Annotated in this window: 22 protein-coding genes and 1 pseudogene; 9 read left to right on the top strand and 14 right to left on the bottom strand. The window is 68.0% G+C overall.

Annotated elements, in window-relative coordinates; genetic code table 11:
• Positions 1-153: 153 nt before the first annotated feature.
• Positions 154-789: a fibronectin type III domain-containing protein gene (locus tag DL991_RS41875; RefSeq protein WP_125789891.1), complete on the bottom strand. Its 636-nt coding sequence runs from the start codon at positions 787-789 to the stop codon at positions 154-156.
• A 261-nt stretch (positions 790-1,050) separates the two neighbouring features.
• Here DL991_RS41875 and DL991_RS41870 point away from each other — a divergent pair, with 261 nt between their 5' ends.
• From DL991_RS41870 to DL991_RS44155, 4 genes and pseudogenes are all read left to right on the top strand, one after another.
• Complete coding sequence (locus DL991_RS41870) at positions 1,051-1,602, top strand: sigma-70 family RNA polymerase sigma factor (RefSeq protein ID WP_199746609.1); 552 nt, start codon at positions 1,051-1,053, stop codon at positions 1,600-1,602.
• Positions 1,599-2,309, top strand: coding sequence for an anti-sigma factor (locus DL991_RS41865; RefSeq protein WP_125789890.1), 711 nt, complete (start codon positions 1,599-1,601; stop codon positions 2,307-2,309). The genes DL991_RS41870 and DL991_RS41865 overlap by 4 nt, the downstream gene beginning before the upstream one ends.
• Positions 2,306-2,779 (top strand): SRPBCC family protein, encoded by a 474-nt coding sequence (locus tag DL991_RS41860; protein ID WP_125789889.1) that lies wholly within the window; start codon positions 2,306-2,308, stop codon positions 2,777-2,779. The genes DL991_RS41865 and DL991_RS41860 overlap by 4 nt, the downstream gene beginning before the upstream one ends.
• Positions 2,780-2,788: 9 nt before the next feature.
• Positions 2,789-3,492 (top strand): annotated as a pseudogene (locus tag DL991_RS44155) (carbon-nitrogen hydrolase family protein).
• Here DL991_RS44155 and DL991_RS41850 read toward each other — a convergent pair.
• The gene (locus DL991_RS41850) at positions 3,471-4,880 is read right to left on the bottom strand and encodes an MFS transporter (protein WP_125789888.1); all 1,410 of its coding nucleotides are present in this window, start codon (positions 4,878-4,880) and stop codon (positions 3,471-3,473) included. The pseudogene DL991_RS44155 and the gene DL991_RS41850 overlap by 22 nt on opposite strands.
• A gap of 97 nt (positions 4,881-4,977) precedes the next feature.
• On the opposite strand from DL991_RS41850, the gene DL991_RS41845 reads away from it, so the two are divergent.
• The gene (locus DL991_RS41845) at positions 4,978-5,379 is read left to right on the top strand and encodes a helix-turn-helix domain-containing protein (RefSeq protein WP_007028064.1); all 402 of its coding nucleotides are present in this window, start codon (positions 4,978-4,980) and stop codon (positions 5,377-5,379) included.
• Here the strand turns inward: DL991_RS41845 and DL991_RS41840 are convergent.
• Positions 5,369-5,950, bottom strand: a complete 582-nt coding sequence (locus DL991_RS41840; protein WP_125789887.1) for a DUF6000 family protein — start codon at positions 5,948-5,950, stop codon at positions 5,369-5,371. The two genes, DL991_RS41845 and DL991_RS41840, sit on opposite strands and share 11 nt — an antisense overlap.
• A gap of 79 nt (positions 5,951-6,029) precedes the next feature.
• Positions 6,030-7,352 carry a cation:dicarboxylate symporter family transporter gene (locus DL991_RS41835; protein ID WP_125789895.1) on the bottom strand — a complete coding sequence of 441 codons (1,323 nt, stop codon included), beginning with the start codon at positions 7,350-7,352 and terminating at the stop codon, positions 6,030-6,032.
• Between the two features lie 204 nt (positions 7,353-7,556).
• Here DL991_RS41835 and DL991_RS41830 point away from each other — a divergent pair, with 204 nt between their 5' ends.
• From DL991_RS41830 to DL991_RS41820, 3 genes are all read left to right on the top strand, one after another.
• Positions 7,557-9,182: a sensor histidine kinase gene (locus tag DL991_RS41830; protein ID WP_125789894.1), complete on the top strand. Its 1,626-nt coding sequence runs from the start codon at positions 7,557-7,559 to the stop codon at positions 9,180-9,182.
• Complete coding sequence (locus tag DL991_RS41825; RefSeq protein ID WP_125789886.1) at positions 9,179-9,847, top strand: response regulator; 669 nt, start codon at positions 9,179-9,181, stop codon at positions 9,845-9,847. The genes DL991_RS41830 and DL991_RS41825 overlap by 4 nt, the downstream gene beginning before the upstream one ends.
• A gap of 174 nt (positions 9,848-10,021) precedes the next feature.
• Positions 10,022-10,570: a snapalysin family zinc-dependent metalloprotease gene (locus DL991_RS41820; RefSeq protein WP_125789885.1), complete on the top strand. Its 549-nt coding sequence runs from the start codon at positions 10,022-10,024 to the stop codon at positions 10,568-10,570.
• A gap of 119 nt (positions 10,571-10,689) precedes the next feature.
• Here DL991_RS41820 and DL991_RS41815 read toward each other — a convergent pair whose 3' ends face one another.
• Positions 10,690-11,943: a choice-of-anchor Q domain-containing protein gene (locus tag DL991_RS41815; RefSeq protein ID WP_125789884.1), complete on the bottom strand. Its 1,254-nt coding sequence runs from the start codon at positions 11,941-11,943 to the stop codon at positions 10,690-10,692.
• Between the two features lie 67 nt (positions 11,944-12,010).
• Between DL991_RS41815 and DL991_RS41810 the strand changes: the two genes are divergently transcribed.
• Positions 12,011-13,120: a DUF5005 domain-containing protein gene (locus DL991_RS41810; RefSeq protein WP_125789883.1), complete on the top strand. Its 1,110-nt coding sequence runs from the start codon at positions 12,011-12,013 to the stop codon at positions 13,118-13,120.
• A gap of 79 nt (positions 13,121-13,199) precedes the next feature.
• On the opposite strand, the gene DL991_RS41805 is transcribed toward DL991_RS41810, so the two are convergent.
• Genes DL991_RS41805 through DL991_RS41765 form a run of 9 tightly spaced genes read right to left on the bottom strand, consistent with a single transcriptional unit; the run spans position 13,200 to position 23,875 of the window.
• Entirely contained in the window at positions 13,200-13,808 is a 609-nt protein-coding gene (locus DL991_RS41805; protein ID WP_125789882.1) for a hypothetical protein, read from the bottom strand.
• Positions 13,809-13,865: 57 nt separating this feature from the next.
• Positions 13,866-15,278: a beta-N-acetylhexosaminidase gene (locus DL991_RS41800; protein WP_125789881.1), complete on the bottom strand. Its 1,413-nt coding sequence runs from the start codon at positions 15,276-15,278 to the stop codon at positions 13,866-13,868.
• Between the two features lies 1 nt (position 15,279).
• On the bottom strand, positions 15,280-16,152 hold the full coding sequence (locus tag DL991_RS41795) for a carbohydrate ABC transporter permease (protein WP_125789880.1): 873 nt from the start codon (positions 16,150-16,152) through the stop codon (positions 15,280-15,282).
• Positions 16,143-17,102, bottom strand: coding sequence for a carbohydrate ABC transporter permease (locus DL991_RS41790; RefSeq protein WP_125789879.1), 960 nt, complete (start codon positions 17,100-17,102; stop codon positions 16,143-16,145). Before DL991_RS41790 ends, DL991_RS41795 begins: the two co-directional genes overlap by 10 nt.
• A complete protein-coding gene (locus DL991_RS41785) occupies positions 17,103-18,386 on the bottom strand; it encodes an extracellular solute-binding protein (RefSeq protein ID WP_125789878.1) in 1,284 nt (427 codons plus the stop codon).
• A 12-nt stretch (positions 18,387-18,398) separates the two neighbouring features.
• Entirely contained in the window at positions 18,399-19,529 is a 1,131-nt protein-coding gene (locus DL991_RS41780) for a lactonase family protein (RefSeq protein ID WP_125789877.1), read from the bottom strand.
• 27 nt (positions 19,530-19,556) lie between these two features.
• Positions 19,557-20,945, bottom strand: a complete 1,389-nt coding sequence (locus DL991_RS41775; protein ID WP_125789876.1) for a GntP family permease — start codon at positions 20,943-20,945, stop codon at positions 19,557-19,559.
• On the bottom strand, positions 20,942-22,537 hold the full coding sequence (locus DL991_RS41770) for an amidohydrolase family protein (RefSeq protein ID WP_125789875.1): 1,596 nt from the start codon (positions 22,535-22,537) through the stop codon (positions 20,942-20,944). Before DL991_RS41770 ends, DL991_RS41775 begins: the two co-directional genes overlap by 4 nt.
• 33 nt (positions 22,538-22,570) lie before the next feature.
• A complete protein-coding gene (locus tag DL991_RS41765; protein WP_125789874.1) occupies positions 22,571-23,875 on the bottom strand; it encodes an amino acid deaminase in 1,305 nt (434 codons plus the stop codon).
• Positions 23,876-23,934: the final 59 nt, after the last annotated feature.

The raw sequence follows: 23,934 nt of genomic DNA, 5'->3' as shown, positions 1-23,934 counted from the left end.
CGTCCTGAGTAAGACCTTGATCCAGACCATTCTGGATCTTTTCCCGCTCCTCGCGCGTCAACCGGGCTCCTGGCATGACGATCTCCCTATCAGCCGCCACCACTTGCAACAACCGATTGAAACCGCCACCTTTCATAGCATCCGGAGGGAGAACTACCCCTTCCCCGTTGTCCGGTCCAGCACCGGCGAGGCGGGCCCGCAGTAGAACGCGCGCAGACGGTACGAAGCGCCCTCCTCGCCCGGCATCGAAGCGAGCCCGGCCGACGTCGTCCCCGGATCCGAGACCTCGACCGGCACGAACTCGGCCGCGCCGGGTTTCTTGATCTCGACGAGGAAACCGTCCTCGTCGGTGGAGTGATCGGTCCAGCTGAACCGCACCATGCCTTCCGGTGCGGGCTCGGCCCGAAACGAGGCAGGGGCGGCTGTGCTGCCAGGGGTCCGCAGCGACACGGCCGGTCCGGACGCCGCGGGAGCAGGGGGCCCGGAGACGGTGACAGCGTCCGACACGGCGCCGTAGAACGGCCGGATCCGGTAGTAGAACCGCGTTTCCGGCATGAGGTCCGGATGCCGGTAGGTCGTCTGCCGCGGCGGCACGAACCGCAGGATCGTGTACTCGCCGCGCGGATCGGTCGTGTACTCGACGATCCGCCCCGCGACGTTCGGATCGTCGTCGGGCCAGCTCAGGTCGACGTTCACCGGATCGGTCAGCGTCGCGGTGAAACCGGGTTCCCCACCGCAGCCCGACACGAAAGCGACGGCCAGCAGAACGGTCGCGAGTTTCCTTGGCACGCCTCGAACCCTCCCGGGAATCAGGCGGCGGCGGAATCCGGAGGCGTCAGCATACGAGCGCGTCCGGTGATCGACAAGGCCCCGGGTGAACCGTTCCGCGACGCCGTCCGTGTGGGAGGCAAGAGGAGGCGGCCATGGAGAACCGAGGAGAGGCCGGTGCCGATGCACAGTTCGATCGCGGCGCGCGCCGAACGATCCACTCTGCCCATGCGGGTTGCAGTACTGTCCTCGCCGACCCAGAAGACCGTCGGGAGGACGCGAGTGGCGATCGGAGGCTGGCGGCCCAAAAAGGCCAAAGGCGAGGACTTGGTCCGGCACTTGTACGCCGAACACGGGCGAAGCCTGCTGGCGTACGCGACGAGGCTGACCGGGGACCGCGCGGCCGCGGAGGACGTCGTGCAGGAGACCCTGGTCCGGGCCTGGAAACACGCCGAAGACCTGCAGAACGACGCGAAGGGATCGGTGCGGGGCTGGTTGCTCACGGTCGCCCGGAACATCATCACCGACCGCGCGCGGGCCAGGGCGGCACGGCCGCCGGAAGTGGCGGAGCCGGAGGAAGGCGTGCCCACCCCGGCGGTGGAGCGGGACCACGCACAGAGCGTCGTGGACTCCATGGCCGTACTCGGGGCGATGGACGGCCTCTCCACGGAACATCGTGAGGTACTGGTGGAGATCTACTACCGGGGCCGCACGGTGGCCGAAGCGGCGAGATCCCTGGGCGTGGCCCCGGGTACCGTTAAGTCGAGATCTTATTACGCGTTACGGGCGCTCAGAGCCGTGATGTCGGGACCAGGGAAGGAGGTGGCGCGATGAGTGCGGTCGGACATGACCAGGGCCAGCTCGCCGCCTACGTCCTCGGTGGGCTCACCCCGGCGGAAGCGGCCACTTTCGAGACGCATCTGGCGAACTGCCCCACGTGCCGTCGTGAGGTTCGCGAGCTGTCGGAGCTGCGGTATCACCTCGACGAAGTGCCGCCGGAGGCGTTCCTCGAAGGTCCTCCCGACGGCGGTGATCTGCTGCTGCAGCGCACGTTGCGTCAGGTCCGCGACGAAGAAGGCGCGCAGGAGCGGAAGCCCCGCCGCTTCCTCGTCGTGGCCGGTGCGGCCGTACTGGTCGTCGTGGCGCTGGGCGCCGGGGTGCTGGTCGGCAGGCAGAGCACGCCGGAGCCGTCGACGGTGGCCCTGCCGGTGCCCGCGGTGACCGCCCCGGTGCCGGGCACCCGCGATCTCGCGGCCACCAACCGGATCACCGGAGTGCAGCTGGCGGTCCGGGTGATTCCGGCTGCGGGCTGGGTACGGCTCCACGCCAAGGCGACAGGGGTTCGTGAAGGCGAGAAATGCGCGCTCGTCGTGGTGACCAGGAACGGCGAGCGGGTCAACGCCGGCAGCTGGCTCGTTTCGGAGAAGGGACAGCGAGAGGGCACCGGGGTCGACGGTTCGGCATTGGTCGCCCCCGACGACGTGGCCTCGGTCGAGGTCGTGACCATGGACGGCCGGAACCTGGTGTCGGCGGAGGTATGACGGGTTCGCTCACGGGTCGCGGAGGCGGTTGGTACCGCTTCCGCGACACGTGGCTGCTCCCCGCCTCACCCCAAGCGGTGTTCGACGCCGTCGTCGACCTGGCCGCTTATCCGCTGTGGTGGCGTGACGTCCGTTCGGTCAGCCGGGTCGACGAGGACACCGCCGAACTCGTCTGCCGGTCCAGGCTGCCGTACGCGTTGACCGTGCGGATGCACCGAGACCGGCAGGACGAACGGGAGGGCCGGATCCGGGTCCTGCTGAGCGGTGATCTGGAAGGGACGCTGGCCGGTGCTCTCGTCGCGGTGGAAAGCGGCACCAGGCTGGACATCACCCAGGAGGTCGAGGCGCGGAAACCGTTGCTGCGCAAGCTCGACCGTGTCGCGAGGCCGGTTTTCCGGATCAACCACGCGCTCATGATGCGGCGGGGGCAAAACGGATTGCGGGGGTATCTCGGAACGTCCACAGGTTAGGCTCGCGCCATGCGTGTCGCGACCGTGCAGCCGTTCACCGTCCCCGCGGACGTTTCCGCGAACATCGCCGAACACGCGAGGCTCCTCCGGATCGCGGAAGCCGATCTCTGCGTCTTCCCCGAACTTTCCTTGAGCGGCTTGGAGTTCGAGGCGCTCGCCGCCGACCCCGGCCTGTGGCTGTCCCAGGACGACCCCCGCCTCGACCCGCTTCGGGAGGCGTGCCGGGCCAGTGGTGTCCACGCCGTCATCGGGCTCCCGCTCGTGGAGGACGGACGGCGGTACATCGGTTCGCTCGTTCTCGGGCCGGACGGGAAACCGTTGCCACCTATGCGAAACGCAATCTGCACAACAGCGAGGAAGAGCTGTTCGAGCCGGGTGGGCGCCGGGTGATCATCGAGGTCGGCGGCAGGCGCCTCGGCCTCGCGATCTGTCTCGACGCCGCGAACCCGGACCACGCCAGGGAGCTCGCCGAAGCCGGAGCCGAGGTCTACGTCCTCAGCGCACTCTTCAGTGAGGGCCAGGAACAGCGGCTGCTCGACCAGGTCGGCGTCGCGGCCGGGTATGGGATGTGGGTCGTGCTTTCCCAGTATTCCGGCAAGACCGGCGGGATGGCCGCGTTCGGTGGCAGCGGTGTCTGGAAACCCGGAGGCGCCGCCGAGGTGCGGCTCGGCGGCGAGGTCTCCGAATGGGCTTACGCGACGATCAGTTCCTGAGTCTTCCGAGCACGCAAAGCCACGGCCGCGACGAAGACGGCGAGAGCGAGCAGTCCGGCGCTCAACGCGTACGCGGTCCTGTAGCCACTTGTGAGCGCTTCGTCCACCGCGGTGCCTTCGGCCAGTAGCGATCCGGTGCGGGACGCGGCCGCGGTCGCGAGCACCGCCGTCCCGATCGCCGCGCCGATCTGCTGCGTGGTGTTGATCAGCCCCGAAGCGACCCCGGTGTCGGCGGCGGTGACGCCGGACATCGCCTGTCCCATCAGCGCCGGCATCGCCGCGCCGAACCCGGCGCCCATCAGGACGAGCGCGGGCAGGACGTCCGTCGCGTAGTTCCCGTCCGCCTCGACGGTGGCGAGGAAACCGAGTGCCAGCGCGACCAGCGAAAGCCCGGTGACGAGCACCGTTCGTGCCCCGAAGCGGTGATTCAGCCGCTCGGCGAAGACCAGTGACATCACCGCGATCGAGAGCGGAGCGGGCAGGAAGGCGAACCCGGTGCTCAGTGCGTCTAGCCGGAGCACGCGCTGCAGGTAGAGCGCGGTGATGAACTGGAAGCCGAACAGACCGGCGACCATCAGGACCATCACCGTGTTCGCCCCGGACACCGCCCGGAGACGGAAAATCCGCAGCGGTAGCAACGGTTGACGCGCCATCGCTTGCCGGAGCACGAATCCGGCGAGCAGCAGCAGCGACGCCCCGAGCAGCCCGAGCGTGCGGGCGTCGGCCCAGGTGTACTCCTCGGCCTTGACGATCGTGTAGACCAGCAGCATCAGTCCGCCGGTCACCAGTCCGGCACCCGTGACGTCGGTGCCACCGCGCAGGCCTGGGCCTCGGTCGTCCGCGAGCAGCCGGACGGCCAGCACGACCGCGACCGCGCCGATCGGCAGGTTGACGAAGAACGTCCAGTGCCAGTCGAGCAGCTGGGTGAGCGTGCCGCCCGCGATGAGCCCGATCGACGAGCCCGCGGCCTGGGTGAAGCTGTAGACGCCGATGGCCTTCGCCCCTGCCCGCGGTTCCGGGTAGAGGGTGGTGATCATCCCGAGCACCACGGCCGACGCGAGCGCGCCGCCCGCGCCCTGCAGGAAGCGGAACACGATGAGCTGCGTTTGGTCCTGTGCGATTCCGCAGAGCAGCGAAGCGAAGGTGAACACGCCGAGTCCGGCCAGGAAGACCCGTTTCCGGCCGAGCAGGTCGCCCAGTCTGCCGGACAACAGGAGCAGCCCGGCGAACGCGATCAGGTAGGCGTTGACCACCCAGGCCAGGGTGGACGGTGTGAAGCCGAGGTCGTTCTGGATCGCGGGCAGCGCGACGGCGACGATCGAGCCGTCGAGAACGACCATCAGCGAGACGGCGCAAAGAACGGCGAGGGCGAGAGCGCGCTGTGGCATGAAGAATCCCTTGAAATCCCAGGTGATGCCTTGGTGCATCACTTGTAACAGCGCCCATCTTGTGTGACTCTCTTCCCTGCCGGAAGGAGGCACTTTCATGTCCCAGGGGAACACCGATGTGACCGCGCAGGCCAGGGTCGTCGACCCGGAAAAACTCGAGGTGTGCACCGTGCTCGAGGTGATCAACCGGATCAGCGGCAAGTGGGCGATCGGCATCCTGCTGGAGGCCACGCGCGGTCCGGTGCGGTTCACCGAACTGGAGCGGTCGGTGGAGGGGATCAGCAGGCGGATGCTCACGCTGACGTTGCGGAACCTCGAACGTGACGGGCTGCTCGTGCGCACCGTGTATCCGACGGTGCCGCCGAAGGTGGAGTACGAGGCCACGGCGATGGCGAAGGAGCTGTACGCGTCGCTGAGCGGCTTGCTGAGCTGGGCCGAGCGCCACCGCGACTCGATCGCCGCCTCCCGCGTCGTCTACGACGAGAAGGTCAGCGCCTGACGCCTGCCGTGTGCACGGCGCGCTGGACGTGGGAACAGAGCAGGTCGAAGTACATCTTCTGGAAGGGCAGGTCCGTGTTGTTCTTCGCGGACCAGCTTTCCCACAGGCCACCACGCCGCAGATAGCGTGACGTGTACGCGGTCGTGAGGTCGGCGTCGACGTGGTGCAGGGCCGCGAGCGCCCACTCCTGGTCGTAACGCAGGTCCGGCCGGGCGAGGTAATGGTCCAGATAGGACACCAGGATCTCGGCGTCGGCGATGGTGCCGAATCTCGCCAGCGCGAAGCAGTAGCCCTGCCCGGCGAACACCAAGCCGCTTTCCAGGAACAGTTCCCGGATGCGCCCGCGCCACGCGGTGCGGCGGCCGACTCCGATGAGCCACGCCGCGGTGATCCGTGGCCGCCAGTCCGCCGCGAGCAGCTCTTCGAGCTCGCCGTCGGTGATCGCCCGCGCGTCCTCGACGAGGTCACGCAGGAATATCTCGCGTTCGGGTCCGCTCATCATCCCGGCGAAGTTGCCGTGCAGCAGCTTCGAGTACCGCGCGAGCACGTAGCGGTCGATGGCGTCCGGCATGCGTTCAGTTTGCCGGAATGAGGAAACCGCGGTGCGAGGACGGGGGACCCTCGCACCGCGGTTTCGTTCTTGCCGTGCGCTACACGCGCGCCACGGCTTTCTCCCTGTCTCCGTCACTGTCCTCGTGGGGATCCGAGACGTGATCGTCGATCAGGGTGGCTTCGTCGAACGGGGCCTGTCCGCTGAAGACCTGGTTCGCCCGCTCGCGGTCGAACTCCTTGGTCCACGTTCCGACCAGGACGGTCGCCACGGCGTTGCCCGCGAAGTTGGTCAGCGCGCGGGCCTCGGACATGAACCGGTCGATGCCGAGGATGAAGCCGACGCCGTCGACCAGTTCCGGCCGGTGCGACTGGAGCCCGCCGGCGAGGGTGGCGATCCCGGCGCCACTGACGCCCGCGGCGCCCTTCGACGCGATGATCATGAACAGCAGCAAGGAGATCTGCTCGCCGAGCGACAGCGGCTGGTCCTGCGCGGTCGCGATGAACAGCGTCGCCATGGTCAGGTAGATGGCCGTGCCGTCGAGGTTGAACGAATAGCCCGTTGGCACGGTGATGCCGACGACCGGCTTGGAGACCCCGAGGTGCTCCATCTTCGCGATCAGGCGCGGCAGGGCCGATTCGGACGACGAGGTCGACAGGATCAGCAGGAATTCACGGCCGAGATAGCGGAGCAGGGTGAAGATGTTGATCCGCGCGCCGAGCCACAGCACCGAACCGAGCACACCGAACACGAACACCAGGCAGGTCAGGTAGAAGCCGATCATGATGACGGCGAGGCTGCGCAGCGCCCCCCAGCCGGTCTCTCCGACCACGGCGGCGATCGCGCCGAACGCGCCGACCGGGGCCGCCCACATGATCATCGCCAGGATCCGGAACACGAGCCGCTGGATGTGCTCGATGCCGCGGCGGATCGGCTCGCCCTTCGTGCCCAGTTTCTGCACGGCGAACCCGGCCAGCAGGGCGACCAGCAGCGTCTGCAGCACCTGGCCTTCGGTGAACGCGGAGCCGAAGCTGGTCGGGATGATGCCGAGCAGGAAGTCGACGGAGCCTTCGCCGCCCTCGGCCTGCGTGTGCGCTTTCGCGGCGGCGGCCGGGTCGAGATGCAGGCCCTCGCCAGGGTGCAGGAGGTTGCCGACGACGAGGCCGATCGCGAGCGCGAACGTCGACATCATCAGGAAGTAGCCGAGCGACAGCAACCCGACCTTGCCGACCTTCGCGGCCTTCGCCACCGATCCGATGCCGAGCACGATGGTGCAGAAGATGATGGGGGAGATCATCATCTTGATCAGATTGACGAAGCCGGTGCCGAGTGGCTTGAGTTCCTTGGCCAGACCCGGCGCGGCGAACCCGACGATGACGCCGAGGACGACCGCCGCGATCACGGCCAGGTACAGGTAGTGCATCTTGTCTCGGCGACGCGGCGCCGCTTCGGGCGTTGTAGGCACCTTTGCCTCCAGCTCAGGGGGTGTTCGTGGGATTGCCGGTCACTATCACCCGGGCAGGTGAGCTGGGTCACGGTTGTGTTCATTGAGTTCGCGCGAGTGGTTTCCGGGGAATTCCGGCCGGGCGCGCTGGGCGGCACCGGTGGCGTGTGCTGGTATGGGCGGGTGCCCTCGACGACGCGGAACCGGACCAGACGCGGCAGTCTCGCCTGCCAGCTGCTGATTCTCCAGCTCGTCGTGCTCTTCGTCCTCGTCGCGGCGGGGGTGACCTTCGCCTATCTCGATTCCGTCCGCGCCACCGAACACCGGGCGGAAGACAAGGTGATCGCGGTCGCCGAAGCGGTCGCGGACGCGCCAGGGGTACTGGCTGCCTTGTCCACATCGGATCCCACTTCTACGTTGCAGCCGTTCGCGCAGAGTGTCCGCGCGGACACGGACGTGGATTTCGTGACCATCATGGACAAGAACGGAATCCGCTACACGCACCCGAATCCGGAGCTGATCGGCAAGCCGTTCATCGGGAACATCGGCGAGGCGCAACGCGGTGCGCGGGTCCTGGAGACCTACGCCGGTTCGCTCGGCCCGTCCGAACGCGTCGTGGTGCCGGTGCACGGTGCCGCCGGACAGGTCGTCGCGCTGGTGTCGGTCGGCATCACCGTCGAAGCGATCGACGCCGAACTGCGGGAACGGCTGTGGCCGCTGATCGGGGTCGCGGTGGCGGTGCTGGTGGTCGGCGGGATCGGCAGTTATCTGGTCAGCGCCCGGCTCCGGCGGCAGACCAGGGGGATCGCGCCCGAGGAACTGAGCAACCTGTTCGAGTACCACGAAGCCGTCCTGCATTCCGTGCGCGAGGGCCTGCTGCTCGTCGGCGGCGACGGGCGAGTGGTGCTGTGCAACGACGGCGCCCGCGCGCTGCTGGGGGTCGACGACGACCCGGTCGGCCGGGAACTGTCCTCATTGGACGTTCCGGAGGACCTCGTCGAAGCGTTCACCTCGGGGGAGGAGCGCACCGACGAACTCCACCTCACCGAGGCCAGGGTGCTCGTCGTCAGCACGGCGCCGGTGCGCGCACGGGGGAAGGCGATGGGCACCGTCGTGATCCTGCGCGATCACACGGAACTCCAGGCGCTGACCGGGGAACTGACCACGGTGCGCGGGCTGGCCGAGGCGCTGCGGTCGCAGGCGCACGAGGCGGCGAACCGGCTCCACACCGTCGTTTCGCTGGTCGAGATCGGCCGCCCCGAACAGGCCGTCGAGTTCGCCACCGAGGAACTCGCGCTGGCGCAGGAACTCACCGACCGCGTGGTCGGCGCGGTCGCCGAACCGGTGCTCGCGGCGTTGCTGCTCGGCAAGGCGGCGGAGGCGAGCGAGCGAGGCGTCGAATTCACGATCACGCCCGACACGGTCATGGAGGACTCGGACACCGGCGTCCCGCCGCGAGATCTGGTGACCATCCTCGGGAACCTGATCGACAACGGGATCGACGCCGCGGCGGGGAACGCCGGCGACGGCGGACGGCCCGGGGTCGAGGTCACCGTGCGATCCGACCCCGGCGAACTGCTGCTGCGGGTCGCCGACACCGGCCCGGGTGTGGACGACGTCGAGGACGTCTTCCGGCGCGGCTGGTCGACCAAACCGGAGGACGGGCACGGACTCGGCTTGGCACTGGTGGGTCAGGCGGTGCGTCGGCACAGTGGGACGATCGACGTCGGCCGCGAAGAGGGCGCGGTGTTCACTGTGCGCTTGCCACTGAAGACTCCGCAGATACCGCCGAAGGAGCCGACGCGATGATCAAGGTGCTGGTCGTCGAGGACGAACCGGTGGCCGCCGACGCGCATCGGGTGTACGTCGAGCGAATGCCCGGTTTCACCGTGTCCGGTGTCGTCCATTCCGGCGGCGACGCGTTGCGGTTCTGCGAACGCGAACCGGTCGACCTGGTGCTGCTGGACTTCTACCTGCCGGATACGCACGGGCTCGCGGTCTGCCGGTCGTTGCGCGCGGCCGGCCTTCCGATCGACGTCATCGCGGTGACCTCGGCGCGGGACTTGGCGCTGGTCAAGGCCGCCGTGTCGGTCGGCGTGGTGCAGTACCTGCTGAAGCCGTTCACGTTCGCCTCGCTGCGGGAAAAACTGGAGCGCTACGCCGAGTTCCACGGCGCTTCGGGCGAGGTCACCGGCCAGGCCGAGATCGACCGCGCGCTCGGCACTCTGCGCACGACCGAGCGGCAGGTGCTGCCGAAGGGGATGAGCTCGCAGACCCTGGAAGCGATCACCGAGGTCCTCGCTTCGGCCGCGGACGGCCTCTCCGCCGGGGCGGCCGCGACCGCGATCGGTGCCTCCCGCGTCACCGCGCGCCGCTACCTCGAGTACCTCGCCGACAACGGCCTCGCCCAGCGCGAGCCCCGCTACGGCCAGGTCGGCCGCCCCGAGGTCTGGTACAAACCGAAAACCGTATAACGACCTATACGTCAGCCCATGGTGGAATATCGTCGTATGCGAACACGTGCATGTCAATAGGGCGAAAGTGTTGGTAAATCACCAGCTGGCGGAAGCGACGAAAGTCGGTGCCGAGCTTCGGCGGGGACTCCTAAATTCACGAACCATTCCGTTGTCCTCACAAGGAGTGGGTCCATGGCAAGGAAGTTCTTCGTCTCCGCGTCCGTGAGCTTGGCGCTGCTGGCCGTTCCGGTCACCGCGGGCCAGGCCACGGCAGCGGTCCAGCCTGCTCAGCAGACCGTGGCGGCCACCACGGTCTACTACGACGCTTCGGGGGCGCCCAGCTTCCGCGCCGCCATCCAGGCGGGCGTGGCGAATTGGAACAACTCGGTGTCCAACGTGAAGCTGCAGGAGAGTTCGTCGGGCGCCACCCTGCGCTACACCGAAGGCAACGACCCCTCGGGTTCGTACGCCGAGACCGACGGCCACGGCCGCGGCACCATCTTCATCGACTACACGCAGGCGCAGCAGTACAACCAGACGCGGATCGCTGCGCACGAGACCGGCCACGCGCTGGGCCTGCCGGACAACTACCAGGGCCCGTGCTCCGAACTGATGTCCGGCGGCGGCCCCGGCCCGTCCTGCACCAACGCGACGCCGAACGCCCAGGAGATCTCGCGGGTGAACTCGCTGTGGGCCAACGGGCTCGTCGCGGCGGGCGCCATGCAGCGCATCTACAACTGACGCTCGGGATTCCGTGAAGGCCTCCTTCCCTGCTCCATCCATGCCCCGCCGCCGCCCTCAACGGACGCGCTGCGCGCACAGCCTGGATTCGAGGTAGGGAAGGAGGCCTTCACGGCGTTCTAGCCCTGAAACTCGTAGGCGCCTGCGTCGACCCGCGCACCGGCGAAGACCGGGTTGCCGTCGACGTCGCGGTCGTCGTACTTCGTCGTGCCGAGGTCGATCGCCGGGCTTCCCGCCTGAAGGATCAGGTTCGTGGCCGAGGTGACCTTCGGATCCGCGACCTTGTCCGTCGCGCCGGTGGTGAACTGCCGGAGCCCGCCGAAGTACACGTTGTGGTCGGTCGCGGTGAAGGTCGCGTCCGCGTAGCCGACCTTGTACGCCGCCTGGACGACGTTCTGCGTCATCGTCAGCATCTGGTTCGTGCAGCCGCCGTAGCAGACGAAACCTTCCGCCTCGGCGTTCGGGAGCCGGAGCGAGTTGTTGCGGAACACCGTGCCGAGCACCGGCCCGTTGCCGTCCTCGGCGCCGCGCGTGATGATCCCGCCGCGCGTCTTGGCGCCGAAGACCGCGTTGTACTCGAAGACGTTGCCGGTCGAGACACCGTCGGGGTCCTTCGCGTCCGTGCCGAGTTCGGTGAAGGTCTCGTTGTCCTCGGAGATGTTGTGGTGGATGACGTTGCGGGAGCCGTAGAAGATCTCGACCGCGGCGCCGTCGAGGCCGCCGAAGTCGTCGGCTTTCGCGATCGAGCCGCTGATCCGGTTCCAGCCGATGTCGGAGTCGTTGCCCTGGACCAGGATGGCGAACGCGCCGGAGTCGTCGTTGCCGCCAGGGGTCACGACGGTCATGTGGTTGTTGTCGACCAGGTCGTTCTGCGTGACCTCGGTGCCCTCCGCGGACGGCGCGATGTACACGCCCGCGCCGGCGCCGGTGATCAGGTTCGACAGCACCTTGTCGCGGTCGCCGGACACCTTCACCCCGGCCCACGAACAGCGTCCCGCGTCGGCCGCGACGCCGACCTGGAGGTCCTTCACCACGATGTCGTTGCCGGCGAGGTCGACACATGCTTCGGTGTTGCCCTTGACGATCGGCCGCGCGCCGGTGCCGTACGCGCCGATCGTGACGCCCGAGCTTTTGACGGTGAGGCCGCCGGACCAGGCGCCGCCGCGACGCAACAGGACGGTGTCGCCCGCGGCGAAAGTGGTGGCGGAGACCTTCGCCAGGGACTTCCACGGGGTCTGTTGCGAAGTGCCGCTCGCGGTGTCGCTGCCGGAGACCTGGTCGACGTAGTAGGTCTTCGGGGCGGCTTCGGCCGTCGTGAATCCGGTGCATGCGAGAGCGGCGAGCACGCTCACGGAAAGCAGTTTCCAGGACATGCCGCGGACCGTAACCATCCGCCGCACAAGGCTCGTACAAAGTCCACGGTGGCTTTAGCATGATCCGATGCGTCGGGCGTCGCGGATTCTTGTAGCGGCCGCGCTGCTGTTCAGCGCCGTGGTGGCGAGCAGCGGGATCATGCCGGCGCCGCGGCCCGTGGTTCCCCTCGCGGGGCTGAACGAGCTCTGGAACGGCTACGGCGATCAGGGCGGTCACTGGACCGGCGGGGATCGCACGGTGTCGGTGCCGCTGCCGGACGGCCGCACCGCGTGGCTGTTCTCGGACACGTTCCTCGGCACGGTGAACCCGGATCACAGCCGCCCGCCGGACAGTCCGATCGCCCGCAACACCCTGGTCGTCCAGCAGCCGGACGGCACGCTGGGGGAGACGCTGCACGGCGGCACCGCCGACGACCCGGAGGCCTTGATCGGGCTCGCGGGCTCGGACGAGCATTACTGGGTCGGCGACGGAGTCGTCCAAGGCGACGTCCTGCGGGTGCTCTACAACCGGTACCGGACGACGGGGTCCGGCGGCCTCGACTTCCGGAGCACCGGGACTTCGCTGGCCACCTTCCGGTTGCCCGGGCTGACACCGTCCGAGCTGCTGGCGATCCCGGTGGGCGACAAGGTCGCGTGGGGATCGGAGCTGCTCGAAGACGGCGGGTACACCTACATCTACGGTGCCGAACAGGGACACCTCCGGCTCGCCCGGGTGCCCGTCGGGAGCCTTCGCGGACCTTGGCAGTTCTGGACCGGCGTCGGTTGGTCATCACACGAGGAGGACTCCGCCCGGATGCTCGCCGGGGTCGGGACGGCGTTCTCGGTGACCCGCGTCGGCGGCGAATACGTGCTGATCACCATGGACACCAGCCCCGGCTTCAGCCCGGTGATGCTCGCCTATACCGCGAGTTCGCCGACCGGCCCGTTCCGGGATCCTGTCGTTCTCCACCGGGCGTCCGAAGCGAGTGACCGGCGCATCGTCTACGACGCGACAGCGCATCCGCAGCTGAGCCGTCCAGGGAAGCTCGTGGTGTCGTACAACGTGAACAGCCTTGACCACGCCGACAACATCGCGGACGCGCGGATCTACCGGCCGCGATTCGTGGAGGTCGCCTGGCCGCCGGTAGTGAGTCTTTTGGGTCGTTCTGACCGTCCTTACCACTCACGACCGGCTTGACCGCCTCGGTATCGGCGTCCTTGCCCGTCCGAGTACATGAAGGCCCCCTTCCTTACGCCTAGGTACAGGAAGGGGTCCTTCATGTACTGGGGAAGGGTGGTTCACGGACCGGGCCCGGCACGACCACCGGCGCTTCGATGCTCAAGGGAACCGACGTGTCACCGGTGAGCTGGTTCAGCCGGGTCATGGTCCGGTCCAGCTGCTCCGCCAGCAGCGGGATCGTGCTCGACGGGAGATATGCCTCGGCGCCGGCGTCGAGGAGACGGCGCACCGGGCCGTCGTACTTGACCCCGAGTTCGGCGTCCTCGATCTCCGTGATCACGATCCGGGCCTTCGGATACAGCGCGCGGAAGTTGCCGATCAACTGCGGGCTGCTCGGCGGGACCAGCAGGACGTCGACGCTCGGGGGAGCCGAGCGCAGGTCCAGCACGAGGTAGCCGGGGCCGAGGCGCTCGGACAACGAGTCCCGCGCCGACGCGGACAGCTTCATGGCGGTGGCCACGACTGTGATCTCGTCGGAGTCCGGCGAAGGGAACGGTTCTTCGCGGACAGCGGCGGAAATCGTCCCGATCGTCTCGCCGTTCCGCGTGATGAGCACGTCCTCACCGGGGCGGAGGGCGTCGATGAGCGCTACGAGTTCTTCAGGAAGCTGGGAGGCGTCGACCCACCGCGCGGACTGATCACTCATCACCCCATGATGGCCCGCGTCCCTGCACCTGTTGCAAGGAAGGGGTCCTTCATGTACTCACCTCTGCCGCGGCCGCCCCGGAACTCCAGGCCGTGTCTGCCAGGGGAGCGGCCCGTCCAGCGGCCGGTACTCGACACCCATCGCGTCCAGCCTTGGCAGGTGGTGGTCCCGCAAACGCGGCAGGAACTCCGCGTAGTCCCGGCCTTCTTGGCTGCTCCACGCCACCTCGGCGAAAGCACAAAGCCGCGGGAAAGCGACGTAGTCCACCCGCCGCACGGTGTCGAGATGCTCCGACCACACCTGCGCCTGCGCGCCGAGAATCGTCTTCCCCTCGGGGAAGTCCGCGGGCACCGGCTCGTAGCCGTAGAAGCTCTCCAGTGTGCTCAGGTAGCCGACGGGGATCGGTTCGTCGGGGTGGTCGGACTGCCGGTGGTCCAGATACACATGGTCCTCGGGGCACATGACGACGTCGTGCCCCGCGGCCGCCGCGCGGGCCCCGGCCGCCTCGCTCTGCCACGAGCCGATGACCATCGGCGGCAGGTCTCCCGCTTCGAGGACCTCGTCCCAGCCGAGCGGACGGCGTCCTCGTTCGACCAGGTGACGCGCGATCTCGCGGACGAACCGGCCGTGCTCCTCGGTCGCGCCGGGCACCTCGTCGCCGCCGAGCGCGATGACCTCGGACGGGAAGATGTCCAGTACATGGTCGAAGATGCTCTTGAAGAAGTCCACTGTGGACTTCTTCGTGTTCAGCAGAGACGTGCTGATGCCCCAGCTCGTCCAGACCTCCCACGGTTCGGCGGTCTCCGGCCCGAGTTCGGGATAGGCGGCGATCGCGGCCCGTGCGTGCCCGGGGATGTCGACCTCCGGGACCACCGTCACCGAACGCGCGGCGGCGTACGCGACGATCTCGCGGAGGTCGTCGGTCGTGTAGAACCCGCCGTGCGGCCGCCCGTCCCGTTCCGGCCCGTCGTGCCGTCCGACCATGGACGACTTCCGCCAGCCGCCGACCTCGGTCAGCTCGGGGAACTCGGGGACCTCGATCCGCCAGCCCTGGTCGTCGGTCAGGTGGAGGTTGAGCACGTTGAGCTTGTGCGCCGCGATCAGGTCGACGAACCGCAGCACCTCGGCCTTGGTCCGGAAATGCCTCGCCACGTCGAGTAGACAGCCGCGCCACGCGAACCGAGGGTGGTCGGTCACCACCCCGCACGGGATCGACCGCTGTCCACTGTGGATCGACACCGTCCGGAACGCGTCCGGTCCGATGAGCTGCCGGAGCGTCTGACGGCCGTAGAACTCGCCTGCCGCGTCGGCGGCGTGCAGGGTGACACCGGACGGGTCGATCTCCAGCCGGTAGCCCTCGGCAGGCAGCGTGGTGTCGGTACGGATGTCCACTTCGGACGGTACTGGGCACTGTCCCGGCAAGGGTTCCACCGAGACGGGACGGGGGAGCAAGGTTTCGAAGCCAGGCATGTCAGCCCTTCACCGCGCCGCCCATGACGGACACGAGTCGTCGTTGCACGAGAATGAAGAACACCAGCACCGGGATGGTCATCAAGGTCGAACCCGCCATCACCGCGCCCCAGTCGGTGTCCTCCGGTTTGAAGAACACCAGGATCGCGAGCGGGAGCGTCTGGTTCTCGGTGTTGGAGATGATGAACGTCTTGGCGAACAGGAAGTCGTTCCAGGCGTGGATGAACGCCAGCACACTGATCGCCACCAGCCCGGGCGCCACCAGCGGGAAGAGGATCTGCCAGGTGAACCGCATCCGGCTCGCGCCGTCGATCTTCGAGGCCTCTTCCAGCTCCTGCGGTACCGCGGCGACGAAGCCGCGCAGCATCCAGATCGCGAACGGCAGGCTGAATGCCAGGTGCACCAGGATCAGCGAGCCGAGGTGGTTGGTGCCGAACGCCGGCGCGACGTCGCCGACCGACCGCATCAGGAAGAACAGCGGAATGGTCAGCGCCTCGACCGGCACCATCTGCGCCACCAGCACCATCACCAGCAGGACGGTCTTGCCCTTGAAGTTGAACCGCGTCAGCGCGACGGCTGAGAGGAACGAAAGCAGCAGCGACAACGCCACCACCACGACGGCCACGATCACGCTGTTCAGGAAGAACAACGCGAACCCTTCACCGCTCAGCACCCGTTCGAAATGCTCCAGGGTCGGCGTGAGCGTCCAGGGGCGAGGGTTCTCCGCCTGGATCTGCCCGGTGGGTTTGAAGGCCGAAAGCACCATCCAGTACACCGGGAAGGCGACCATCCCCGCGATCACCACGCAGACGATCTCGGCGATCAGTCGTCCCGGGCGCTTGATCCGGCGAGGCGGCGCTGTGGTCACACCCATCCCGCGCTCCGGCGTTGCGACCGGACGTACAGCCCGGTGATGGACAGCAGCAGCAAGGTCATCACGACTCCGAGCGCCGCGCCGAGACCGTATTCCTGTCCGGCGAAGGCCTGTTGATAGGCGAAGACGTTGAGCACGAGGTTGCGCCCGGCCACGCCGCCGCCGTTGGTCATCACGTAGATCTGCGTGAAGATCTTGAAGTCCCAGATGATCGACTGGATCGTGGCGATGGTCAGCAGCGGTCGCACCATCGGCAGCGTGATCGACCACGTGGTGCGCCAGGTCGAGGCACCGTCGAGGTACGCGGCCTCGATGACCTCCTCCGGTACTCCCTTGAGCCCCGCGTACATCGTCACCATGACGAACGGGAACGAACACCAGATGACCTCGGCGGCCACCAGCCCGAACGTGCTGAACGTGTCGAAGGTCCAGGAGTGGTTCGCCATCCCGGTGAACCCGAGGCCCGAGAGCACCTCGTTGACCAGGCCGAAGTCGGCGTCGAACAGGAACAGCCAGACGTACGAGCCCGCCATCGCCGGCGTCGCCCACGCGGCCAGCGCCGCCAGGAACAGCGGGACCCGCGCCCAGGCGCGGACCCGGGTCGCCAGCACGGCGAGCCCCGTCCCGAGCGCGAGGCTGCCGACGACGCAGACCGCGGTGAAGCCGAGGGTTTTGGCCAGCACCTCCCAGAACTGGACGTTCTCCAGCAGGTCGACGTAGTTTCCGAAGCCGAGGAAGACCAGCGGCGCGTTGCCGACCGCTTGCGGCTGGCCGTAGTCGTAGAACGAGATCAGGACGAGCTGGTAGATCGGGTACACCAGCATCGCCAGCAGCAGGATGCCGCCGGGCGCCAGATAGAGCAGGGCCGCCCGGCCGTCCCGGCGACGGCGGGGCGACCGCCGTGCCGGGACGGCCGGAGCCGTGGTGCGGGGGATGTGCTTGGTGACCACTTAACCGAACGCCTTGTTCATCTCGGCGGACGCGGTGGCCAGCGCGGCAGCGGGATCCTTGCCGCCGGTCGCGATCTGCTGGATCGCGGTCGGCAGCACGTTCTGCGCGTCGATCTTCGACCAAGCCGCGGTGGCGGGGACGAACTTCGTGCCCGCGGTGAGCGTGTCGACGAACGGCTTGACCGACGGGTCGCTCGCGGCGAGCTTCTGCTGGACGCTGCCGAGCGTGGGCAGGTTGCCCATGGCGACGTACATCTTCTCCTGGTACTTGGCGCCACCGAGCAGCTGGGTGAACTCGACCGCGAGGCCCTTGCGCTTGGTCGCGTTGAAGACGCCCAGCAGGTTGCCGCCCGCGAACGCCGGGGCGATCTTGCCTGCCTCGGTGCCCGGGAGCGGGATGATCGCGTACTTGCCCTTCACCTGGCCCGCTTCGACGGCCTTGCGGTTGAAGTCGCCGCCGATCGACATTCCCGCCTTGCCACCGGCGAACGCCGTGATGCTCTGCGTCCCGGTCAGGTTGGCGCACTGTTCGGGCGGGCAGATGTCCGCCTTCAGCAGGTTCGCGTACGCCGTGACGCCGGCCTTGGCCTGCTCGGAGTCCATAGTGGACTTCCACTTGTCGCCGTCCTGCTTGGCGATCTCGCCGCCGTGTGCCCACAGGAAGGGCAGCATCGCGTAGGTGTACTTGCCGCCGACGGAGATGCCGTACAGCTCCGGCTTCTTGGCGCGGATCGTCTTCGCGGTCTCGGTCAGCTCCGCCAGTGTCGTCGGCGGCTTGAGGCCGAGTTCGGCGAAGAGGTCCGTGCGGTAGTACAACGCGCGGATGCCGGTGAACCACGGAAGCCCGTAGGTCTTGCCGCCGGACTTCGCCGTCTCCAGCACCGCGGGCAGGATGTCCGCCCCTTCCTTCCACGACGACAGATCGCCGGTCAGGTCGGCCAGCGCGCCGGTGGCGGCGTAGCTGGACACGTCGGTGTTGCCGAACTCGGCGACGTCCGGCGCGCTCGCCGGATCGTTGAAGGCGCCGGAGAACTTGTCCGCGCGGCCTTCCACCGGAATCCACTGGACGTCGACCTCGACGCCCGAATGCGCCGCCTTGAACTCGGCGATCGCCTCCTTGACCGCAGCCTCCTTGGGCGCGCGGTTGGCCTCGTCGAACAGCCAGACCCGGACGGTGCCGGTCTTCTCGTCACCGCCGCCCGCGGCCGGAGTGTTCTGCGCCGGTGCACAGCCCGCGACGAGGCCGACAGCCGCGAGGCCCGCGATGAGTACGCGAGTTCTCATGGGATTTTCTCCTTAAGCGAAAAAGACGGAATTGACCTGGGGGAGCGCGAGCTTCCCGGCGACGGCACCGGGGAGACCGGTGCCGGGATCGCGCGGCAGCCAGCTGAGCGTGCCGGACTTGTCGCTCGAGACGTAGAACCAGCGCTCGGTCGGGTCGAGCGTGAAGTGACGCGGGTACACCCCGCCGACGGGCGCGTTGTTCAGCAGCTTCAAGGACTTCCCGTCCTCGCTGACGCCGAACGACGCGATCGTGTCGGAACCACGCACCGAGGCGTAGACGAACTTCCCGTCCTTGGACGTGGCGATCTCGCCCGGGTACTGCTCGCCCGGGGTGCCCGCCGGAACGGCCGGGACGACCTGTCCAGCGGTGAGCTTCCCGGTGGCCGGGTTCCACGCCGCGACGGTCACCTCGGCACGCAGCTCGCCAAGGATGTAGGCGTACTTGCCGTTCGGGTGGAAAGCGAGATGCCGGGGCCCGGCGCCCGACGGGAGCTTCAGCTGCTGGTTCAGCTTGAGTTTCCCGGTCGTGGTGTCGAGTTTGTAGACATAGACCGAATCCGCGCCGAGATCGACCGCGAGCACCCACTTGCCGGTCGGATCGTTGACCACCTGGTGCGCGTGCGCCTGGCGTTCGGCGCCCTTGTGCTGGGCCACATCGACGACGTCTCCGAGTTTCCCGCCCGCGAGGATCGGGAGGACGACGACGCTGCCGCTGCTGTAGTTCGCGGCCAGCACGTACTTCTGGCTCGAGTGGACGCTCAGATGTGTCGGGTGCTGACCTTTGGCCGATTTCTTGTTGAGCAGCTTGGGTTTCACCGGATCGGCCAGGCTGAACGCGGAGATCTGGCCGTTCTCGTCCTCGTTGGTCACATAGAGCGTCTTGCGGTCGGCACTGATGTCGAACCAGGAAGCGTTGCTGACTCCCGGAATCGTCCGGTCGACGACGAGCGCGTTGGTCGCCGCGTCCCGGTGAGCGACATCGAGCCCGTGCCCGGAACTGGTGTAGCTGCTGAGGTAGATGGCCCCGGTTCCCTTCGGTCCGCAGGATTGTTCGGAAGCATTCGCGAGGTGGGAACCGAGAACGGTGGTGAGTCCAGCCGCTCCGACGGCGCCGAGGAAGGTGCGTCGATCCAGTCCGGTCATCGTGATCTCTCCCAGTCGTCAGGTGGTTTAAACCACTGCCATCAGCAATGCTGCCACGCCGAAACCGGAAACGGAAAGGACGGTTTCCAAGACGGTCCAGGTTTTCAGGGTCTGCGGCACGGTCATGTTGAAGTACCGCGAGATGATCCAGAAACCGCCGTCGTTCACGTGCGAGGCGATGATCGAGCCCGCCGAGATCGCGACGACCAGCAGCGCGAGCTGCATCTGCGAGTAGCCCAGCGTCGCCACCGTCGGCGCGACGATGCCGCTCGTGGTCACGATCGCGACGGTCGCCGAACCCTGCGCGATCCGCATCCCGCAACTGATCACGTATGCGGCCAGGATGACCGGGAGACCGGCGTTGTCCAGCGACCCCGCGACGGCCTTGCCGATCCCCGTGGCGGACAGCACGGCGCCGAAGAACGCACCCGCGCCGACCACCAGCAGGATCATCGCGACCGGGCGGAGCGACTTCGCCGAAAGCTCGCTCAAATCCTTGCCTGTCAAGCCTCGGCGCAGGCCGAGCAGCCAGGACGCGAGCAGCACCGAGATCGTCAGCGCGACCGCCGGGGTGCCGATGAACGCCGCGACGCCGGCGGGCGCGGAGTTCTTGGGAAGCCAGATGCTGCCGAAGGTCCCGGCGAGGATCAGCACCAGCGGGACCGCGATGATCGCCAGCACCAGCCCGAGCGGCGGCGGGTTCTCCTCCTTTTCGCCTTCTTCCTCCGCGACCAGGAACTCCGCGGGAACCGGAACATCGACGCGTTTGCCGATCCACGTCGAGTACGCGACCCCGCCGACGAGGAACGCCGGGATACCGCAGACCAAGCCCATCAGGATGATCCAGCCGAGTTCCACGTGCAGCAGGCCCGCCGCGGCGACCGGGCCGGGGTGCGGCGGAAGGAACGCGTGGGTGATGGAAAGACCGGCGAGCAGCGGCAACGCGTACAGCACCAGCGAGCGGCCGCCCTGTTTGGCGGCGACGTAGACCAGGGGTGCCAGCACGAAGATGCCGATGTCGAAGAAGACCGGGATACCGAAGACGAAACCCGCGAGACCCATCGCCAACGGGGCCCGCTTCTCACCGATGGCGCGCAGTAGCGCGCCGGTGAGGACCCTTGCCCCGCCGGAACGCTCCAAAATGGACCCGAGGATGGTGCCGAGTCCGATGATCGCGGCGATATGGCCGAGGATCCCGCCGAAACCCTTTTCCAGAAGGGAATCCGACGCCTTCTGCGCGGAGCCGACGATCTGGCCGACCGGCAGGCCCGCGGCCAGCGCGGTCAGCAGGCCGACCACGATCAAGGCGATGAAGGGTTCCAGCTTGACCTTGATGATGAGGAACAGCAAGACCGCGATCGAGACGGCGGCGAGGGTCAGGAGACCTCCCGTCGAATGTTGGAGCCAGTCGATCATCGGGCACTCCCGGGGTTCCGCAGTGAATGGCCGGCGAGGGCGCCGGTCGGTTGACCATCGTCGATGGCGGCGACACCGTTGACGAAGACATAGGGGATACCGGCTGCCTGTTGCCGCGGTTCGTCGAACGTGGCGGTGTCGGCGACGGTTTCCGGGTCGAACAGCACGAGGTCCGCCGCGTATCCGGCGCGGACGAGACCCCGGTCGGTCAGCCGCAGGCGCTGTGCCGCGCGGCCGGTGAGGTGGGCGACGCATTCGGCGAGGTCGAGGACGCCGAGTTCGCGGACGTAGCGCGCGAGGTAACGCGGGAACGTGCCCCAGGCGCGGGGATGCGGCCGCGCCCCGACGAGCAGCCCGTCGCTGCCGCCGGTGTGCGTGCGGTGGCGCATGATCGCCTGGACGTTCTCCTCGTGCCCGACGTGCATCAGGCACGACGTGCCGAGCTTTTCCGAGATCAGAACGTCGAAGTACAGCTCCGCGGCCGGTTTGCCGGCACGCTGCGCCGAAGCGGCGACGGAATATCCGACGAGATGGGCGTTCTCGTCCCGGCGGACACCGTTGATCTCGATGGCCTCCCAGTCGATCGGCACCCCGTGCGCACCGTCGGAGCCGGTTTCCTCGATCTCGGCGCGGATCCGCTCACGAGTGTCCACATCGGACAACCGGGTCAGCGTGGCGTCGAGCCCGCCTTCGGTCGACCAGCTCGGCAGCAGCGCGGAAAGGTAGGTGGCGCCGGGAAGATAGGGATAGGTGTCCAGCGTGATGTCGCAGCCGTCGTCGAGTGCCCGGTCGAGCAGCTCCAGCAGATCCGGCGCCCTGCCCTTGTTCACCGAGAAGTTCATCGTGGCGTGGGCGAGGTGCAATGGGCAGCCCGAACGGCGGGAGACGTCGACCATCTCGCCGAACGCTTCGAGCGCGCCCTTGCCGTAGCTGCGGTGGTGCGGACTGTAGAAGCCGCCGTTCTCCCCGACGACCCGGCACAGCTCGACGAGTTCCTCGGTGGTCGCGTACATGCCCGGCGTGTAGGTGAGCCCGGACGACATGCCCATCGCGCCCTCGGCCAGCCCGGTCGCGACGAGTTCCTTCATCGCGTTCATCTCGGCTTCGGTCGCGGGCCGGTCGTCCCAGCCGACGGTGAGCATGCGGACGGTGCCCTGCGGCACCAGGTAGGCCGCGTTGACCGCGACCCCCGCGTCGAGCCGGTCGAGGTATTCGCCGACAGAGCGCCAGTTCCAGTCGAATCCGGCCGGATCGTCGTTCCACCCGGCGAGCTGCTGGCGCAGCGCCGCGAGGACCTCGTCGTTCACGGGCGCGTAGGAGAGCCCGTCCTGTCCGAGCACCTCGGTCGTGACGCCTTGGGAGAGCTTGGCGAGGTGATCCGGGTTGGCGAGCAGCTGGAGGTCGGAATGCGAATGCATGTCGATGAACCCGGGCGCGAGCACGAGTCCTTCGGCGTCGATGGTGCGGCGGCCCGCGAGCGAGCCGGGTTCGGCGACACTGGCGATCCGGCCGTCGGTGATGCCCACGTCGTGCCTGGTGAGCGGATCCCCGGTGCCGTCGGCGACCAGTGCGGAGCGGACAACGATGTCCATGGCGATTCTTCCTCTGCGGCGGTGGAGGACGGATCAGAAATGGGTACGGACGAAATCGAGCACGGTCTCGCCGTCGGGGCCGACGACCGGGATCAGGGGCCATTTGTCGAAGACGGTGCACGGATGCGACAGACCGAGGGCGATCCAGTCGCCGACCTCGACCGGCGACGACACGGGCAGCGTCAGAAAGGCGTGCTGGTCGTTCATCTTCTGGACGGAATGACCTTCGAGCGCGGACGGTGGCCCGTCGCCCTTGCGGATCAGGCGCGGCTCGGGCATGCCTTCGTCGAAGGAGGCGTCCCGTTTGCCGATGGTGAGCAGCGCGAGTTCGTCCGTCGGCTTCGACGTGACCTGCGCCCAGGCACGCAGCGCGGAGCGGAACGAGGCGACGCCGCCGATGCGCGGGTGTTCGCCCAGCGGCGAGATCACTCGGTAGAAGCCGTCGTCGTGGGTCACGTAGGCGCCGCTGCGCAGGATCGGCAGGACGTCCAGGTCGCCCCAATCCTTGGTGAGCTCGTCGGCGACGCGATCGAAGTACGCGCTGCCTCCGCCGGTGACGATGATCTGGCCGGCGTCGTCGAGCAGGCCCTTGGCGTGGAAGGCGAAGACGAGTTCCCGCAGACCGTCCACATAGGAGCTGATCAGCTGGAGCGACTTTTCGTCCGTGTGGTGGGAAAGCGCGCCTTCGTAGCCGCCGGATCCACGTAACCGCAGAGCCGGGCTCGCGTGCGCGGCTTCAGCGACGGCGAGCGCGGTCTCGGCGTCGCGAACACCGGTGCGGCCACCTTCGGCGCCGAGTTCGACCAGGACGTCCACCTTGCGGCGGGCTCCGCGCAGGGCCTCGGTCATCAGCTCGACGCCGCGGACCGAATCGACCCAGCAGACGAACTCGAAGTCGTCGTCGGCGTCCAGTTCGGCGGCGAGCCACTTCAGGCCCGAGGGGTCGAGCAGCTGGTTCGCCAGCAGGATCCGCGAAACGCCGAACGCCCGGTAGATCCGCAGGTGGCCGGCGTTCGCGCAGGTGATACCCCACGAGCCGTGCTTCAGCTGCCGCTCGAACAGCTGCGGCGCCATCGTCGTCTTGCCGTGCGGGGCCAGCGCGACCCCGCGTTCGGCGCACCAGTCCGCCATCGTGCGGAGGTTGTGTTCGACGGCCTCTTCGTCGAGCACCACGAACGGGCCGAGAAAGCCGTCTTCGAACAGCTTCGCGCCGCGGGCGGCGGCCTCGCCGATCGTGAGACCGGACAGCGAAGGCGCGACCGAGCGGAAGCGCCAATCGACGCGCTCCTCCCGGACGGCCGCGACCGCGGCGGAATCGATGGTGCCGGCTTCGAACATGAGGTTCACCTCGGTTGCGTATGTTGCAACGGACGTTGCGCATATTGCGTGGGATAGGT

This window comes from Amycolatopsis sp. WAC 01375, assembly GCF_003947325.1.
Lineage (GTDB): Bacteria > Actinomycetota > Actinomycetes > Mycobacteriales > Pseudonocardiaceae > Amycolatopsis.
This window is presented reverse-complemented; position numbering and strand designations above follow the sequence as displayed.